We start from the raw sequence: 15203 nt of genomic DNA on the forward strand, positions 1-15203 counted from the left end.
CCTGGTGGCCATTTCGGCTGTCTGAGGCGGGAGTTGCCGCATGCGGAAGCTGTGGAGCGCGGGGGCGTTGGCTGCTGTGCTGGTGCTCGGCGGGTGCGGGGACCCGGGGTCGGGGGGCGAGGGGAGCGCGCCTCCTCCGGCCGCGGTGCCGGAGGACGGCCGGGACGCGGACGCCCCGTCGGCCTCCCCCCACCAGGGCCGGAGGAAGGACCCGGCGCCGACCTCCACCACCCGGCAGCGCGCCGCCGGCCCCCGGGCGAAGTCCAGGTCCCCCGAGGTCCTGTACCTGGGGGACTCCCTCGCCATGGAGAACCAGAACGTCCTCGGCGAGCAGATGCGCGGCTCCCTCGGCGCCCGCTACCGCAGCGCCCCGTACTCCGGCACCACCCTCTGCGACTACCTCACCGGCACCGGCAAGGACTCCCTCGTCCCCGACAAGGACAAGGCCGCCACGCTGGTGCGCGAGCGGCGTCCGGACTATGTGGTGCTCCAGTTCTGGGGCAACGCGTGGGGCTACACGCCCTGCATGGACGGCATCACGTACGACAAGCAGCGCGACAAGTACTTCGACCGGTACGCCGCCGACGCACGGGAGTTGGCTGCCCAGATCAAGGCGGCGGGCGGGGCGGACGCGCCACGCGTCGTGTGGGTGCTGCAGGGCCCCGACCCCATCACGCCCGACCGCGTGCGGCGCGTGAACGAGATCTACGAGGCGCAGGCCAAGGCCTCGCGCGGAATCCTTGCCGACGCGGGGCGGGCGGTCGCGCCGGAGTCGGGCCGGTACACGTGGGTCGAGAAGCTGCCGTGCACTTCGTACGAGCGGGATCATCCGGAGTACTGCACGGAGCGGGGCAGCGGCCGCACCGCCCTCCACCGCGACGACGATTACCTGCACTTCTGCCTTGCGCCGACCACGGCCAAGTCCCGTCCCTGCCCGGTGCGTTCCCCCGGCATCCGCCGGATGGTCGCAGCGATCACACAGGCGGTCGCCGACGCCCGCTAGGCGGGGCACGGGCTGCGGAAGGCCCCGCGCGGATCCATCCGGCGCGGGGCCTTCAGCGGGATGCTGGTCGCACTGCCGCTCCAGTAAGCGGCAGAGGCGGCGGGTGGAGATCAGCCGCCGATCGGCATGCCGCCGATCAGACCCGAGCCCGGGGCGCCGTCGACGGCACGGGTCGAGGCGCCCGCCAGCGCGTTCGTCTTCGAGGCCAGGTCGTTCTTGGTGGCCAGCTTGTCGGCCAGCTTGCTCGTGGCGTCGGTGATCACCTTGACGTCGAAGTCCTTGAGCGGGTTCTTCACGTCGTTCTTCGAGACCGTGCTGCTGTCGACGAGGACCTCGCCCTCGGCCTTGGTCTGCGCCGACGCGGTGTTGTCGAAGTCGTCGGCGAAGGCGGGCGAGGCCACCCCCAGGGCCATCACAGAACCGGTAACGACCGCGGCGGCCTTCGTGTACTTCACTTCACTTCCCTCTCCGACAGGGAGCCTGTACACGGCCACGACCGTCGCGCCGCCCGGGCGCCTTGCTGTGCGTCCGGGGCTTCCGCTGTCTCCCGGTTAACGGGACACAGCGGGGCCCGGAAACCCTGATTCCCCGTCAGATTTCACAACCACCCCAACGGCTCAGTGCAGGTCAGCGGCCTAGTGAGCCGGTGGCTGCGGCTTGGACGAAGCGGGTGAAGGCGGCTTCGGTGAGGGTGAAGGCGGGGCCTTCGGGGTTCTTGCTGTCGCGTATGGCGACGGTTCCGTTGCCATTGCCGTTGCACTGGGCTTGGGCGATTTCGATGCAGTCGCCGCCGCCGCTGCCGCTGTACGACGACTTACGCCACGTTGCGCCGTTCAGCGGGGCGCATTCGATGCACTCGCCGCCGCTGCTGCCGCTGTACGACGACTTACGCCAGTTCACGCCCGTCAGGTCCCGGCCGATCCCCATAACGATCCTCCATCACGCGAGCGATCAGCGTGGCTGACTCCTCCCGCGAGAGGGCAGCGCCTTGCAGGCGAGCGTAGCCGAGTGAACGCTCCCTGATCACTTGCGGGTTGGCAGTCATGTGCCCCGAGTCATAACTCTCCGAGTAGAACAAGTCAGGGTCATCTTCGAAGCGCAGCAGCGTGAATGACCCCATTACAGCGGCGTGTTGCCCCACTGAGAACGGCAGCACCTGAAGGTGCAGCCAAGGGCTGTCGCGGAAGCCCAACAGATGCGCGAGTTGATCTCGCATGACTCGGCGGCCACCGATTTCCCGGTGGAGAGCAGCCTCATCGAGGACGACGAACAGGGCAGGTGGGCACTCCCGGCTCAGAATCCGCTGTCGTTCTATCCGTGCTGCAACCAGCTCGTCGAGGCGGTCACTGTGCTCCACACCGAGTACCGCCCGCGCATACGCTTCCGTCTGCAACAGCCCGTGAACCAACTGGCACTGATACGCGGAGAGGTACCCCGCCTTCGCCTCCATCTCCGCAAACGGCTGGAACCACGTAGGCAGCTGACTCTTCAGGACCAGCCCCACCAACCGCGAAAAGAACCCATCCGTCCCCAGCGCCGCATCCACCCGCTCGGAGAAATCCCTCGTCGGCACCTTCTTCGCCGTCTCGATCTGGCCGATCAAGGACGCCGTCACGAAGATGCAGCCGCCCAACTGCCCCTGCTTCAGGCCCGCGGCCTCCCGCAGGCGCCGCAGTTCCGAGCCGTAGTAGTCCAGCGGAGACGCGCTGGGGTCGAGGTCGCGGACGTTGACCATGTGCGGGCCACCCCCAAAGAACCAACGCAACGCCTGGCAGCGTGCGATTCATGCCGTAGCCCAGAGTAATCAGCCAAATCCACCCTGGTGACATGAATCACGTAACTCCCCATCCCCCGCTGCCAGTTCGAGGGATGTGCCGCCTCAGCCTCACGCTGGGTGAGCACTCGGCGCGGCATCTGCGGTTCATCCTCCGTACGTATCTGGGAAGTTGGGGGATGGAGGAGCTCGGGGACTGCGCCGAACTGGCGCTGACCGAGCTGGTCACGAACGTCGTACGTCACGTACCGGACAGACACTGCGAACTGCTCATCCTGCGCCGCCCGCAGGGACTGCGGGTGGAGGTGGCCGACAGGTGTGCCCGGGTGCCGGCGGAGAGCGAGGCCGGGGAACTGGCCGAGGGAGGGCGCGGGTTGATGATCGTGGCTGCCGTCACCGACCGCTTCGGGTTCCTGCCGTGGCGGGACGGTACCGGCAAGACCGCCTGGTTCGAGTGCGACGCCAAGGGGTCGGGGCCCGCCGCCCCCACCCGTTCGGCCTAGGCCCGGTCGCCGCTCCCGGCGGGCCGTCACACGCTGTGAATCCCTGACCGTAAAGAAAAAGGGGTGGCCATGAGCAGCGCGACTGCGCCCAACAAGCCGACGCGTGACGACAGCGGCAGCGGCAGCGCATGGGCCGCGGGCGGGACGATGTTCGCCGGTGTCCTGATGCTGGTGAACGGCGTCCTCGGGATCCTCGAAGGCATCGCGGGCATCGCCAAGGACGACGTCTACGAGCGGATCGGCGACTACGTCTACAAGTTCAACCTCACCACGTGGGGCTGGATCCACCTGGTCCTCGGCATCCTGGTGGCGATCACCGGATACGGGATCCTCAAGGGCGCCGACTGGGGCAGGGCGGCGGGCGTCGCGCTGGCGTCGATCGCGATCGTCGCGCAGTTCCTGTGGCTGCCGTACACGCCGGTCTGGGCGCTCATCTCGATCGCGATCGGCGTCTTCGTCATCTGGGCGCTGTGCAACGACCGCTCCGACGCCACCGCTCCCTGAAGGGCGTCATGAGCCTGCCGCCGCAGGCCCGCGCGCTGGCTCCGCTGATCGTCCCGGCCCTGCTCGTCGGGGTCGGGTCGAGCCTGTTGCTGCTGGCGCTGAGCTGGGTGGCGGAGCGGCTGCAGGACGTGCTGTGGGACCGGCTGCCGGACGCCTTCGGGGTCTCGGGGACGTCGGCCGGGTGGATCTTCGGGATGCTCACGGTGGTGGGCCTCGTGGTGGGGCTCGTGGTGTGGAAGGTGCCGGGGCATGCCGGGCCGGACCCCGCGACGATGGGCCTGGTCGATCCGCCGCTGCCGTTGCGGGTGCTGCCGGGCATCGCGCTCGCGGTGGTCATCGGGCTCGCGGGCGGGGTGAGCCTCGGTCCGGAGAACCCGATCACGGCCATCAACATCGCGCTCGCGTACGCGCTGGGGATGAAGGCGATGCCCCGTACGCCCGCCGCGGAGTGGGTGGGGCTCGCGGCGGCGGGGACGGTGGGGGCGCTGTTCGGCACGCCTGTCGCGGCGGCGCTGATCCTCTCCGAGATGGCCATGGGGAAGGACCCGAGGCCGCTGTGGGACCGGCTGTTCGCGCCGTTGGTCGCGGCGGGGGCCGGGGCGCTGACGACGGTCCTGATCGCGCATCCGACGTTCCAGATCGACGTCCCCGACTACGCGGGGCCGCACTGGGGGGACCTGCTGTCCGCGGTGGTGATCAGCGCGGCCTCGGCGGTGGTCGGGCTGGCGGCGGTGTACGCCTTCCCGCTCTTCCACACGGCGTTCCGGAGCCTGGGGCATCCGGTGCTGATGCTGACGGTGGGCGGGCTCGTGCTGGGGGCGCTGGGCGCGCTGGGCGGCCACCTGACGCTCTTCAAGGGCTTGGAGGAGATGAAGGAGCTGACGGAGGACGCGGGGGACCACGGGGCGGGGAACCTGCTGCTGCTGGCCCTGGTGAAGCTGGCGGCGCTGGTGGTGGCGGGGTCGTGCGGGTTCCGGGGCGGGCGGATCTTCCCCGCGGTGTTCGTGGGGGTGGCGCTGGGGATGCTCGCGCACGCGGTGGTGGACGCGGTGCCGCTCGCGCTGGCGATCACCTGCGGGGTGCTGGGCATTCTGCTGGCCACGACGCGGCAGGGGTGGCTGAGCCTGTTCACCGCGGCGGTGGTGGTGATGGACATGGACCTGCTGCCGGTCCTGTGCGTGGCGGCGCTGCCCGCGTGGCTGGTGGTGACGGGGCGGCCGGAGATGCTGATCGAGGAACAGGGCGGGGGCCCGACCGAGCGCACCCGAGCGACGACGGCTTAACCGCGCGCGAGTCAAGTCGCAAGGGGGCATTACATATGGTTACGTGCTGTGCACCCAACGTAATCTCGGCGGGCCCAGGAAGGACTCCCCATGCGAAGCATCACCCGCTCTCTGGCCATGCTGGCGACCGTCGCCATCGTGTCCGGTGCCGCGACGGCCACGGCCTCCGCCATGCCCACGGCGGCTGAACGAACCGCTCCCGCGGCGAGCGTCGAGGACTGCCAGAAGGCTCTGGAATCCCTGCGCGATTCCTTCCCGAAGTTCGCCGCGGGCGCGGACAGCGAGACCCAGGACGCCATCAGCCAGGACATCGAGGACGCCATCGACGAGGCCTCGTCGTCCGAGAACCTCGGCCAGCCGAAGGTGCTGGACGGCCTGGCGAAGCTCGGCGGCAAGCTCAAGAAGGCGGAGGCCGACCAGCTGGTCGCCGCCGCGGGCAAGGTCGCGACCGCGTGCCCGTACACGGTGCCCGAGGACGAGACGGTGGGGTCCGCGGACGCCACCGACACCGCGGACGCCACGGACGCCACGGACGCCACGGACTCTGTCGACTCCCTCATGGACTCCATGGACTCCGCGGACTCCGTCGACGCCCTCCTCGCCTCCATGGACTGACGCGCGCGTCGCCTTCCCCTCCGCCTCCGCCGGTATCGGCGGAGGCGGTTGTGGTTGCGGTCGCTCAGAACGGTGCCGGGCCGCCGTTCGCCGCCACGGCGTCCCCGACCGCCCTGACGAACGCCTCCGTTCGAGCCGTGACGCCGGACTTCCGGTGGATCAGGGCCACCTCCGCCGGCTCCACGTCCCGCAGCGGAACGAACGTCACGTCAGGCCGCGCGTAGTACTTCTCCACGGACGCCACCACCGGTGAGATCCCCTGGCCCGTCCCCACCAGCGTCATCAGCTCCTGGAACGACGCCACCGAAGCGCCTCGCCCGATCTCCCGGCCTGAGGGCGTACGGGGCGGGACGTGGAAGTCCCACCAGTACGCGGGCGCCCCGTTCACCACGCCGAAGAACGTCTCCCCCGCCAGCTCCTCCAGGGAGACCGACGTCCGGCCCGCCAGCGGGTGGCCCAGGGGGACCGCCAGTGCTCGCGGCTCGTTGATCACCACCGGGCCCACCGTCAGGTCCGGCTCCTCCACCGGCAGGCAGGTGAAAAGGAGGTCCACGTCCCCGCCCCTCAGCGCCCCCAGCGGATCATGGAACTGCGTCTCCCTCATCCGCACCTCCACCCCCGGGCACCGCTCCCGGAACAGCGCCAGGATCGGCGCGGTCAGCGTGCCCGCGCCCGACCCCAGAAAGCCCACGTTCAGCTCCCCGTCCACGCCCCGCGCCGCGGCCTTCGCCCGCGCCACCGCCGCGTCCATCTCCCGGCTCAGCGGCGCCAGATCCTCGTACAGCCGACGCCCCAGCGGAGACATCCGCACCACCCGGCTGGTCCGCTCGAACAGCGGCGCCCCGATCTTCCGCTCCAGCTTCTTCACCGTCTGGCTGACCCGCGCCTGCGACAGCACGAGCCGCTCCGCCGTGCGGCCGAAGTGCAGCTCCTCGGCCAGCGTCAGGAAGGTCTCCAGCTCCTGCCGTTCCACCACATACCCCCTGTGACCTGCATCGATAAGCCTGAGCGCGCCGATCGTTTCACGGATCGCCGTTGATGGGCGGTCGCGGTCGGCGGATCTTTGACACATCACGACGGCAGCCGCCGAAGCGCCTCCCTCCCCTCAACCACCAGGAGATTCCGATGATTTCGCGTGCCCGCAAGACCCTCGTCGCCACCGCCACCGCCGCCGCCCTCGCCCTCACCGCCGGGCTCGCCGTGACCGGCGCCCAGGCCTCCCCCGAGCGCCACGAGGACGGGAAGGGGGCGGGCTGGAGCGCCGCCTGGGCCGCCTCCCCGCAGCGCCCCAGCACCGGCTTCAGGCCCAACTGGTCCGAGGCCGGGTTCGACGGCCAGACCCTGCGCCAGGTCGTCCGCGTCACGGAGGGCGGCACGAAGGCGCGGATACGTCTCTCCAACGCCTACGGGACCTCCCCCCTCACGATCGCCTCCGCCACCATCGCCCGTACGACGAAGGGGGCGTCCGTGGAGAAGGGCTCCGTCAGAGCCCTCACCTTCCGGGGAGGGAAGCCCTCCGTCACCGTCCCCGCCCACGCCCAACTGTCCAGCGACGCCGCCGACCTGAAGCTCCGGCCCTTCGAGTCCGTGACCGTCACCCTGCACCTCTCCGGAACCACCGGCCCCGCCACCTTCCACTCCCAGGCCTTCGCCACCAGCTACCGGGCGGACGGGAACCACACCGCCGACACCGGGGGCCGGGCCTTCGACGAGTCGACCGAGTCCTGGTACTACCTCTCCGGTGTGGACGTCAGCGACGGCCGCCCCCCGCAGCGGCGCGACGGCGTCGTCCTGTTCGGCGACTCCATCACCGACGGCTTCGCCTCCTCCACCGACCTCAACCGCCGCTGGTCCGACGCCCTCGCCGAGCGCCTCGCCAAGTCCGGCGACCGGCGCCCCGTCCTCAACTCCGGCATCGGCGGCAACATGGTCCTCAACGACTCGGCCTGGTACGGCGAGAAGAGCGCCAACCGGTTCTCGCGCGACGCCCTCGACCTGCCCGGCGTCGGCACCGTCGTCGTCCTGGAGGGCCTCAACGACATCGGCTTCAGCGAGACCGACAAGCCGACCTACAAGCCCGCCCCGGTCGTGTCGGCGCGCGAACTCATCGACGGCCACCGGACGTTGATCCGCGCGGCCCGCGCCAAGGGGATGAGGGTCGTCGGGGCCACGCTCCTGCCCCTCGGCGGCTCCGACCACTACGGCCCGCACGCCGCCGCCGTAAGCAACGAGTTCAACCGTTGGGTTCGCACCTCTGGCGAATACGACGCGTATGTGGACTTCGACAGGGCCCTCGCCGACCCGAAGGACCCGGAGCGGATCGCCCCGGAGTACGACAGCGGCGACCACCTGCACCCGAACGACGCCGGTTACCGGGCCATGGCCCGCGCGGTGGACCTGGGGGCCCTGTGATGAGCGCCCTCGAAGCCTCCGTCGGCCGGGCGGGCCACGTCCGCATGACCTCCCGGCAGAAGCTCGTCCTGACCCTGCTCCTCGGCTCCCAGTTCATGATCGCCGTGGACTTCTCCATCCTGAACGTCGCGCTCCCGGTGGTCGGCGAAGGCCTCGGCTTCCCGCTCGCCCACCTCCAGTGGATCGCCACCGCCTTCGCGCTCGCCGCGGCCGGTTTCACGCTCCTCCTCGGACGCGTCGCCGACCTCTTCGGACGCAAGCGGATCTTCATCGGGGGCATGGCCCTGCTCGGGGTCTCCTCCGCGCTCGGCGGCCTCGCCACCACCCCCGAAGTCCTGCTCGCCGCACGGGTGCTGCAGGGGCTCGCGACCGCCGCGGTCACCCCCGCCGGGCTCGCCCTGCTCACCACCGCCTTCCGCGAGGGGCCGCTGCGGGAGCGGGCGCTCGGGCTGAGCGGCGCGCTGATGTCGGCGGGGTTCACCACCGGGGCGATCCTCGGCGGGCTCCTGACCGAACTGCTCTCCTGGCGTTGGGCGTTCCTCATCAACGTGCCGGTCGCCGCGGCCGTCGTCGCCCTCGCGCCGTCCCTGCTCACCGACTCCCGGCTGGTGTGCAGGCACCGCCTGGACGTGCCCGGCGCGGTGACGGTCACCGGCGGACTGCTCGCCCTCGTGTACGGCCTGACGCGGGCGGGCGAGAACGGCTGGAGCGAGCCTCTCGCGCTCACCGCACTGGCCCTCGGAGCCGCCCTGCTCGTCGCCTTCTGGCGCGTGGAGCAGCGCTCGGCGGCGCCCCTGGTCCCCGTACGCATCATGCGGCGCCGCACCGTCGTCTGGGGCAACACGGCGGGTCTGATCGCCTTCGCCACGGAGACCTCGCTGGTCTTCCTCCTGACGCTCTACCTCCAGGAGGTCCTCGGCTACTCGGCGCTCGCCACCGGGCTCGCCTTCGGGGTCCTCGGCATCGGCACCGTCGTCGGCGGGACGCTGGGCGGGCACGCGGTGGGCCGGTTCGGCAGCCGCGCCACGGTCCTCGGCGGTGGCGCGGTGCAGGCGGCCGCCACCCTGTCCCTGGTGGCGCTCGGCACCTCGGGCGGCTGGCTCTCCCTGCTGCTCGCGGCCACGTTCGTCGGCGGCGTCGGCAACATGCTCCTGATCGTCGGCTTCATGGTGACGGCGACGTCGGGCCTTCCGGACTCCGAGCAGGGCCTCGCCACCGGCCTCGCCACCATGACCCAGCAGGTGGGCATCATGCTGGGCATCCCGGTGATGAGCGCGGTGGCGGCGGCCCGGACGGGCGGCGGCACGGGTCCCGAGGCGGTGCTCTCCGGAGTGAGCGCGGCGGTACTGGTCAACTCGGCGCTGGTGCTCGCCGGTTCACTGCTCGCGTGGCACGCGCTCGGCCGGCGCGCTCACCCCGTCCCGTAGTGGTGGTGGTCGTGGTGGCGGTCCCGGTGCTGCTCCTTCCACTGCGGGCAGGGGTCCTCGGAGGAGCAGCCCGGCACATGGCGGCCTCCGGTGTCGACGTACGCCGCGCTCACCCAGCCGCGGACGCCGCCGAGCCAGTACCAGTACGGATCGCCGTGGACGGAGGTGCCCCAAGTGGCGCATTCGACGCGGTCCTGACTGCCGTACGGCAGCTTCGCGACGACGGACGCCGAGGTGTTCGGCTGGTCCCTGACGTTCAGATCGGGGCCGGAGACGACGGTGCCCCAGATGACTCCGCCGTCGTTGTCCGTGACCTGCGCCGCGCCGGCGGTGGCGGCGGAACCCAAGGTCAGCAGGGCCGCGGCGGCCACCGCGGCCGGGGCCGGAGCGATGTGCATGGCGACCTCCTCGCCCCCTCGTCAAGGAAACACCCGTTCGACCCAACGCTCCACCGGAGCCTTGCTTAGCCTGGGGGGAGCGATGAGTTTCGGGGCCCGGCACGGTCTGCCTCCATGACGGAAAACCGATGACTCTCACTCGGCTTCCTTGGCGCGACTCCTTCGGAGAGGGCGGACGGAACATGAGCAACATCGCCATCGAGACCGCGGGTCTGGTGAAGACCTTCGGCGACAACCGCGCGGTCGACGGCATCGACCTCATCGTCCCGGCCGGCACGGTCTACGGCGTGCTCGGGCCGAACGGCGCGGGCAAGACCACCGCGGTCAAGATGCTGGCCACCCTGCTGCGGCCGGACGGCGGCGAGGCGCACGTCTTCGGGCACGACGTGGTGCGCGAGGCCGACGCCGTACGCAGCAGGGTCAGCCTGACCGGGCAGTACGCATCGGTCGACGAGGACCTGACCGGCATGGAGAACCTGATCCTGCTGGCCCGCCTCACCGGACACCAGAAGAAGGCGGCGCGCGCCCGGGCCACGCAGCTCCTGGACGCCTTCGGCCTCACGGACGCGGCGGCGCGGCAGGTGAAGAACTACTCGGGCGGCATGCGGCGGCGCATCGACATCGCGGCGTCGATCCTGAACACCCCCGACCTGCTGTTCCTCGACGAGCCGACGACGGGCCTCGACCCGCGCAGCCGCAACCAGGTGTGGGACATCGTGCGAGCGGTGGTCAAGCACGGCACGACGGTGCTGCTGACCACCCAGTACCTGGACGAGGCCGACCAGTTGGCGGCCCGCATCGCGGTCATCGACCAGGGCAAGGTCATCGCCGAGGGCACCAAGGGCGAGCTGAAGGCGTCGGTCGGCGCGGGCTCCGTGCACGTGCGGCTGCGGGAGGCCGCGCAACGCGAGGAGGCCGCCCGGCTGCTCGGCGCGGTGCTCGACGCACAGGTCCAGCTGGAGCCGGACCCGGTGGCCCTGACGGCCCGCGTCGCCGCGCACGGCGAGCGGAACGGCAGCGGCGCGGCCGAGCAGGCCTCGCGGGCGCTGGCCGAGCTGGCCCGCGCGGGCATCACCGTCGACAACTTCGCGCTCGGCCAGCCCAGCCTGGACGAGGTCTTCCTCGCCCTGACCGGCACGGACGCCGCCCACCGGACTCCCGAGACCGACCTGAAGGAAGAGGCCACGGCATGAGCACCGCAGCCACCACCGAGACGCAGGACCTCGCGCCGGTCAGGACCGAGTCCCTCGCCGAACTCCTCATCGCCACCGAGCGCCCGCCGAGGCCCACCGCGCTCTCCGCCTGTCTGACGTTCGGCTGGCGCGCCATCCTCAAGATCAAGCACGTGCCGGAGCAGCTCTTCGACGTGACGGCGTTCCCGATCATGATGGTGCTGATGTACACGTACCTCTTCGGAGGGGCGCTGGCGGGCTCCCCGCGCGAGTACATCCAGTACCTGCTCCCCGGCATCCTGGTGATGTCGGTCGTCATGATCACGATGTACACGGGCGTCTCGGTCAACACGGACATCGAGAAGGGCGTCTTCGACCGCTTCCGCACCCTGCCGATCTGGCGCCCCTCGACGATGGTCGGCTACCTCCTGGGCGACGCCCTGCGCTACGCCATCGCCTCGGTCGTCATGCTGACGGTGGGCCTGATCATGGGCTTCCGCCCGCACGGCGGCTTCGTCGGAGTCGTCGTCGGCATCCTGGTCCTGCTCGTCTTCGCCTTCGCGTTCTCCTGGGTCTGGACGATGTTCGGCCTGCTCCTGCGCACGGAGAAGTCCGTGATGGGCGTCAGCATGATGGTGCTGTTCCCCCTGACGTTCCTGAGCGACATCTTCGTGAAGCCGGAAACGATGCCGGGCTGGCTCCAGGCCTTCGTGAACAACAACCCCGTCACGCACGCGGCATCGGCGGTCCGCGCCCTGATGGAGGGGTCGTCGGCGACGAGCTCACTGATGTGGACGTTCGGCTGGGCACTGCTGCTGGTGGCGGTCTTCGGTCCGGTGACGATGCGTCTGTACAACCGCAAGTAGCGGGAATTGCGCCACACGCGCCTCTCTCTTGCCCCATATGCAGTCGCCCCGGTCGCGCCCCGCGTGACCGGGGCCTTGCCTGGGAGGCGTGCCGAAAAGTGTGCGTAGTGTTCCGTCCGTCGTCCTTCTCGTTCTCGCCTGCCTGCTCGTCCCGCTCGGCGCGCTGTCCACCTGGGCGAAGTACGAGATCGGGGACACCGACAACTACGTCGCCACGATGGCGCCGCTCGCCTCCGAATCCGCCGTACAGAACGCCGTGGCGGACGCGGTCACCGACTCCGTGATGAAGGAGATCGACGTGGGGCCGCTGCAGGGCACCGTCGAGACGTTCGTACGCGACGCCGTGCAGTCGTTCACCGAGACCTCGGCCTTCAAGACGGCGTGGAACGCCGCGAACCGCGCGGCGCACGACGCCGTGCAGCGGGCCCTGAACGACGACTCCAACAGCGAGGTCACCATCGACCTCGCGCCCATCACGGAGCAGATCAAGCAGCAACTGGTCGACGACGGCGTCCCGTTCGCCTCGAAGATCCCCGTGAAGCACACCGAGGTCACGGTCATGGAGTCCAAGGACCTCGGCGAACTGCGCAAGGGCTTCCACCTGCTCCAGGTGGCGGGCCTCTGGCTGCCGGTAGCCGCGGTGGTCCTCGCGGCCGCGGGCCTGTGGCTCGCCCCGCGCCGCCGCCGGGCCGCCTTCTGGACGGCGCTCGGGGCGGCACTGGCGGCCGGGCTCCTGCTGATCGCCGTCGCCGTGGGGCGCGCCCTCACCCTCGACGACCTCCCGACGGACGTCGACCGTGACGCGGCAGGCGCGGTCTACGACGCCCTGACGGCGACGCTGCGGGTCGCGGGGTGGGTGGTGGTGGGGGTGGGGGTGCTGGCGGCGGCGGGTGCCTGGTTCGCCGGCCGCCTGCGCCGACCCGGCCCCTCGGCCCCCCACAGCACGGGCTCTGCCCGCATGAGGGTCCCCGGCTGACAGGCATCACACCCGAAGGCGGTGCCCCAGGGCGTGAGGACGACGACGCCGGAACCGCCGCATGATCATCGTCATCACCGACACCTCGGGCCTGCTGGCCGCCCTCGACTCCACCCACCCGGAACACACCGCGGCGAACGAGGCGATCCTCACCCTCGACCGCAGAGACTTCCGCGCCGTCCGCCCCCTTGGCCGCCACAAAGCATTCCGGGTCCTGCCCGACGACCTCCCTCTGTGAGGCGCCGACGACTGGCCCGCGCGGCATCAGCACGGAGCGTCGCAACGGTGGCAGAGACGGGCAAGCCCTGCTCCGCCACCGCGTCCTCCAGAACCGCTGTCAGTCGTCGCTGACCACATAGAGATTCAAGGCCTTCGACAGCGCACGGGCGCCCTTCGCCGCTTCGTCCCAGCTCTCCCCACTCAGCGACTGATAGGGCGGGTCCATCAGCTCTCGGTAGTCGTCAAAGCCCGCACGCGCTTCCGCAATCCCGGTGAGGGTGCGCTGCCGTGCTCCATCCGCCTTCGAGGCCGGTGTACTCGTCGGCTTCATCAGTACACGAGCCCGCAGCCAGTCGTTGTTGGCCGCAGGGGTGTTGGGCTGTGCGCCATCCTCAATGGGCTGCCCGTCCTCATCGAGCCTGGGGAATTGTGGTTTCGGGCGCCGCGAGGCACGGATGGTGGCCATCAGCTGCTTGATGCCCCAAGCATTCGTGATCATCTTGTCCACGACCACCGAAGCCTGGCCACGGTAGGCGGCGGAGCCTCTGTCTACCCCGAGTCCACCAAGTGCCAGCAGAGGAACAACAGCCCTGGCGGCTACTTCGTAACAGCGCGGGCCACTTCCCCCTCCATCCACCTCGGCGAGGGCTTCCTGCTCCAACTTGTCCAGGTCAGCCTCTTCAGGGCGTGGTACGACATCCCAGTCGTGTCCCACATTCGTCCAGAGCGCGTGCACCGCGGCATTCCGCGCACGGTCCAGAAGCTGATTGTCCTGCCCGGAGAATGACCGCAGCGCCAGCTCGAAGACGTACGGTGACCGGCCCTTGGCCGAGAAGGACTTCACCCCGAGCACTTCGTTGATGACCTTCCGCTCCTCCCTCTTCGGCGTGGTCATCAGCCGGATCAACCATGCGCAGCGTTCGTCGCGGTGAGTGTCGAAGCCAAGCCTCTTGGCCACCTCCGCCAGGTCCTCACGCCCCAGGGCGAAGATGAGTTCGTCCGAGCTGAGCAGGGCGTAGTCAGCAAGTGTGTTCACTGCCCGCTCGGCCAGCAGCGTCTTCTGTGCCTCCGCGGAGAACGCCTTCGGCTCGATGTTCTGGGCCCCAAGCGCCAGGTTCAATGTGCTGACGTAACTCGACTTGCCCTGGCGCTGCTGTGGTGTCGCCTGGCTCCCCCAGCCCCATCCAATAATGAGATCGACCTCGGCTGTGAGGGCATTGAGCTGCTGCTCGGCCTGGAGCAATCTGTCGAGCTGCATCTCCGGAGCATCCGCCAGGTCCGCTGCCTCGGCGCTGAGATGGCGCATCAGCTTGTTGAGCCAACGCCGTTGCCCGACCGGCTCCATCGTGAGGATCTCGGACTCCGTCAGCCCGAGGATCCGGTGTGCTGAAGCCGTCCGGGACGTTCCGTCCACGACGCCGACGGCTTGGCGAGGCGTACCGTCCGTGAAGCGGAACTCCACATGACCAGCCAGGAGAGGCATGAGGACACCGTTGGCACCGATATCTTCCACCCAGTTGTTGTGCTGAAGGACGTAAGCCGCATTGCTGTCCAGCGCACCGGCGATGGCTGCCCGCGACCCCCGGTAGACAAGCGAGGGCAGTTCGGGGGGAGACTCCGGGGCCGGCAATGCGAGATGCGCCGACCCTGCCTCGCTGACCTTGGGGTCGGACAGATACGTCTGACCGACGACGAACCTGCCATTGGTGGCGTCGACGAGCAGCAACGGCGTCCACACAGTGGCACGAAGCAGGTAGAGGACCCTGTTGCCCCGCACCCGCTGCTGCCTGATCTGTGATGCCTGGACGCTCCGGGGGTCGACAACGGTGGCCAGGAGCTCCGCCGCAGTCTCTTCCGTGTGCCCGATGTCCACCTGAGCCTTCTGCACGAGACGCTCGGCTGCGCTTTCGACAGACCGGCGGTCCCTGACGACAAGGAGCGCAACACGATCTCGAAGCACGTCCACCCGGTCCCGGTATTCCGGTTCTGTGATATCGCGCTCATTTTCCATTTCGTTCATTGGTCGCAAGTCTCCCGCTTGACCGTGTGAC

17 protein-coding genes are annotated in these 15203 nt (G+C 69.9%); 11 read left to right on the forward strand and 6 right to left on the reverse strand.

What is annotated here, in order from left to right; all coding sequences use genetic code 11:
• The first annotated feature begins 40 nt into the window (after window positions 1-40).
• A complete protein-coding gene (locus ACZ4D5_RS10480) occupies window positions 41-1003 on the forward strand; it encodes an SGNH/GDSL hydrolase family protein (RefSeq protein ID WP_467771947.1) in 963 nt (320 codons plus the stop codon).
• Window positions 1004-1113: 110 nt separating this feature from the next.
• Here the strand turns inward: ACZ4D5_RS10480 and ACZ4D5_RS10485 are convergent, their stop codons facing one another.
• The 3 genes from ACZ4D5_RS10485 to ACZ4D5_RS10495 form a co-directional block, all read right to left on the reverse strand.
• Window positions 1114-1458 carry a hypothetical protein gene (locus tag ACZ4D5_RS10485; protein WP_467771948.1) on the reverse strand — a complete coding sequence of 115 codons (345 nt, stop codon included), beginning with the start codon at window positions 1456-1458 and terminating at the stop codon, window positions 1114-1116.
• 172 nt (window positions 1459-1630) lie between these two features.
• A complete protein-coding gene (locus tag ACZ4D5_RS10490) occupies window positions 1631-1930 on the reverse strand; it encodes a DUF397 domain-containing protein (RefSeq protein WP_467771949.1) in 300 nt (99 codons plus the stop codon).
• Complete coding sequence (locus ACZ4D5_RS10495; RefSeq protein ID WP_467771950.1) at window positions 1890-2738, reverse strand: helix-turn-helix domain-containing protein; 849 nt, start codon at window positions 2736-2738, stop codon at window positions 1890-1892. Before ACZ4D5_RS10495 ends, ACZ4D5_RS10490 begins: the two co-directional genes overlap by 41 nt.
• A 134-nt stretch (window positions 2739-2872) precedes the next feature.
• Between ACZ4D5_RS10495 and ACZ4D5_RS10500 the strand changes: the two genes are divergently transcribed.
• From ACZ4D5_RS10500 to ACZ4D5_RS10515, 4 genes are all read left to right on the forward strand, one after another.
• On the forward strand, window positions 2873-3280 hold the full coding sequence (locus ACZ4D5_RS10500) for an ATP-binding protein (RefSeq protein ID WP_467771951.1): 408 nt from the start codon (window positions 2873-2875) through the stop codon (window positions 3278-3280).
• A 69-nt stretch (window positions 3281-3349) separates the two neighbouring features.
• On the forward strand, window positions 3350-3784 hold the full coding sequence (locus tag ACZ4D5_RS10505; RefSeq protein WP_467771952.1) for a DUF7144 family membrane protein: 435 nt from the start codon (window positions 3350-3352) through the stop codon (window positions 3782-3784).
• A gap of 8 nt (window positions 3785-3792) precedes the next feature.
• Window positions 3793-5067: an ion channel protein gene (locus tag ACZ4D5_RS10510; protein WP_467771953.1), complete on the forward strand. Its 1275-nt coding sequence runs from the start codon at window positions 3793-3795 to the stop codon at window positions 5065-5067.
• Window positions 5068-5157: 90 nt separating this feature from the next.
• Window positions 5158-5682 carry a hypothetical protein gene (locus ACZ4D5_RS10515; protein WP_467771954.1) on the forward strand — a complete coding sequence of 175 codons (525 nt, stop codon included), beginning with the start codon at window positions 5158-5160 and terminating at the stop codon, window positions 5680-5682.
• Between the two features lie 64 nt (window positions 5683-5746).
• Here the strand turns inward: ACZ4D5_RS10515 and ACZ4D5_RS10520 are convergent, their stop codons facing one another.
• A complete protein-coding gene (locus ACZ4D5_RS10520) occupies window positions 5747-6655 on the reverse strand; it encodes a LysR family transcriptional regulator (protein ID WP_467771955.1) in 909 nt (302 codons plus the stop codon).
• 152 nt (window positions 6656-6807) lie between these two features.
• Between ACZ4D5_RS10520 and ACZ4D5_RS10525 the strand changes: the two genes are divergently transcribed.
• On the forward strand, window positions 6808-8094 hold the full coding sequence (locus ACZ4D5_RS10525) for an SGNH/GDSL hydrolase family protein (protein ID WP_467771956.1): 1287 nt from the start codon (window positions 6808-6810) through the stop codon (window positions 8092-8094).
• Window positions 8094-9521, forward strand: a complete 1428-nt coding sequence (locus ACZ4D5_RS10530) for an MFS transporter (protein WP_467771957.1) — start codon at window positions 8094-8096, stop codon at window positions 9519-9521. Before ACZ4D5_RS10525 ends, ACZ4D5_RS10530 begins: the two co-directional genes overlap by 1 nt.
• Here the strand turns inward: ACZ4D5_RS10530 and ACZ4D5_RS10535 are convergent.
• Window positions 9506-9919 carry an SH3 domain-containing protein gene (locus ACZ4D5_RS10535; RefSeq protein WP_467771958.1) on the reverse strand — a complete coding sequence of 138 codons (414 nt, stop codon included), beginning with the start codon at window positions 9917-9919 and terminating at the stop codon, window positions 9506-9508. The genes ACZ4D5_RS10530 and ACZ4D5_RS10535 overlap by 16 nt on opposite strands.
• Window positions 9920-10101: 182 nt before the next feature.
• Here ACZ4D5_RS10535 and ACZ4D5_RS10540 point away from each other — a divergent pair, with 182 nt between their 5' ends.
• The 4 genes from ACZ4D5_RS10540 (at window position 10102) to ACZ4D5_RS10555 (ending at window position 13171) form a co-directional block, all read left to right on the forward strand.
• Complete coding sequence (locus ACZ4D5_RS10540; protein ID WP_467771959.1) at window positions 10102-11112, forward strand: ATP-binding cassette domain-containing protein; 1011 nt, start codon at window positions 10102-10104, stop codon at window positions 11110-11112.
• The gene (locus tag ACZ4D5_RS10545; protein ID WP_467771960.1) at window positions 11109-11957 is read left to right on the forward strand and encodes an ABC transporter permease; all 849 of its coding nucleotides are present in this window, start codon (window positions 11109-11111) and stop codon (window positions 11955-11957) included. The genes ACZ4D5_RS10540 and ACZ4D5_RS10545 overlap by 4 nt, the downstream gene beginning before the upstream one ends.
• A 100-nt stretch (window positions 11958-12057) precedes the next feature.
• Window positions 12058-12933: a hypothetical protein gene (locus ACZ4D5_RS10550; protein WP_467771961.1), complete on the forward strand. Its 876-nt coding sequence runs from the start codon at window positions 12058-12060 to the stop codon at window positions 12931-12933.
• Window positions 12934-12994: 61 nt separating this feature from the next.
• A complete protein-coding gene (locus ACZ4D5_RS10555) occupies window positions 12995-13171 on the forward strand; it encodes a hypothetical protein (RefSeq protein WP_467771962.1) in 177 nt (58 codons plus the stop codon).
• A gap of 99 nt (window positions 13172-13270) precedes the next feature.
• On the opposite strand, the gene ACZ4D5_RS10560 is transcribed toward ACZ4D5_RS10555, so the two are convergent.
• The gene (locus ACZ4D5_RS10560) at window positions 13271-15172 is read right to left on the reverse strand and encodes a hypothetical protein (RefSeq protein ID WP_467771963.1); all 1902 of its coding nucleotides are present in this window, start codon (window positions 15170-15172) and stop codon (window positions 13271-13273) included.
• Between the last annotated feature and the right edge of the window lie 31 nt (window positions 15173-15203).

The organism is Streptomyces sp. NPDC025651, assembly GCF_055558735.1.

Coding starts and splice junctions, on each gene's coding strand:
- ACZ4D5_RS10480 (WP_467771947.1), top strand. CDS start 41: ATGCGGAAGCTGTGGAGCGCGGGGGCGTTGGCTGCTGTGCTGGTGCTC.
- ACZ4D5_RS10490 (WP_467771949.1), bottom strand. CDS start 1,930: ATGGGGATCGGCCGGGACCTGACGGGCGTGAACTGGCGTAAGTCGTCG.
- ACZ4D5_RS10495 (WP_467771950.1), bottom strand. CDS start 2,738: ATGGTCAACGTCCGCGACCTCGACCCCAGCGCGTCTCCGCTGGACTAC.
- ACZ4D5_RS10500 (WP_467771951.1), top strand. CDS start 2,873: ATGTGCCGCCTCAGCCTCACGCTGGGTGAGCACTCGGCGCGGCATCTG.
- ACZ4D5_RS10505 (WP_467771952.1), top strand. CDS start 3,350: ATGAGCAGCGCGACTGCGCCCAACAAGCCGACGCGTGACGACAGCGGC.
- ACZ4D5_RS10510 (WP_467771953.1), top strand. CDS start 3,793: ATGAGCCTGCCGCCGCAGGCCCGCGCGCTGGCTCCGCTGATCGTCCCG.
- ACZ4D5_RS10515 (WP_467771954.1), top strand. CDS start 5,158: ATGCGAAGCATCACCCGCTCTCTGGCCATGCTGGCGACCGTCGCCATC.
- ACZ4D5_RS10525 (WP_467771956.1), top strand. CDS start 6,808: ATGATTTCGCGTGCCCGCAAGACCCTCGTCGCCACCGCCACCGCCGCC.
- ACZ4D5_RS10530 (WP_467771957.1), top strand. CDS start 8,094: ATGAGCGCCCTCGAAGCCTCCGTCGGCCGGGCGGGCCACGTCCGCATG.
- ACZ4D5_RS10535 (WP_467771958.1), bottom strand. CDS start 9,919: ATGCACATCGCTCCGGCCCCGGCCGCGGTGGCCGCCGCGGCCCTGCTG.
- ACZ4D5_RS10540 (WP_467771959.1), top strand. CDS start 10,102: ATGAGCAACATCGCCATCGAGACCGCGGGTCTGGTGAAGACCTTCGGC.
- ACZ4D5_RS10545 (WP_467771960.1), top strand. CDS start 11,109: ATGAGCACCGCAGCCACCACCGAGACGCAGGACCTCGCGCCGGTCAGG.
- ACZ4D5_RS10555 (WP_467771962.1), top strand. CDS start 12,995: ATGATCATCGTCATCACCGACACCTCGGGCCTGCTGGCCGCCCTCGAC.
- ACZ4D5_RS10560 (WP_467771963.1), bottom strand. CDS start 15,172: ATGAACGAAATGGAAAATGAGCGCGATATCACAGAACCGGAATACCGG.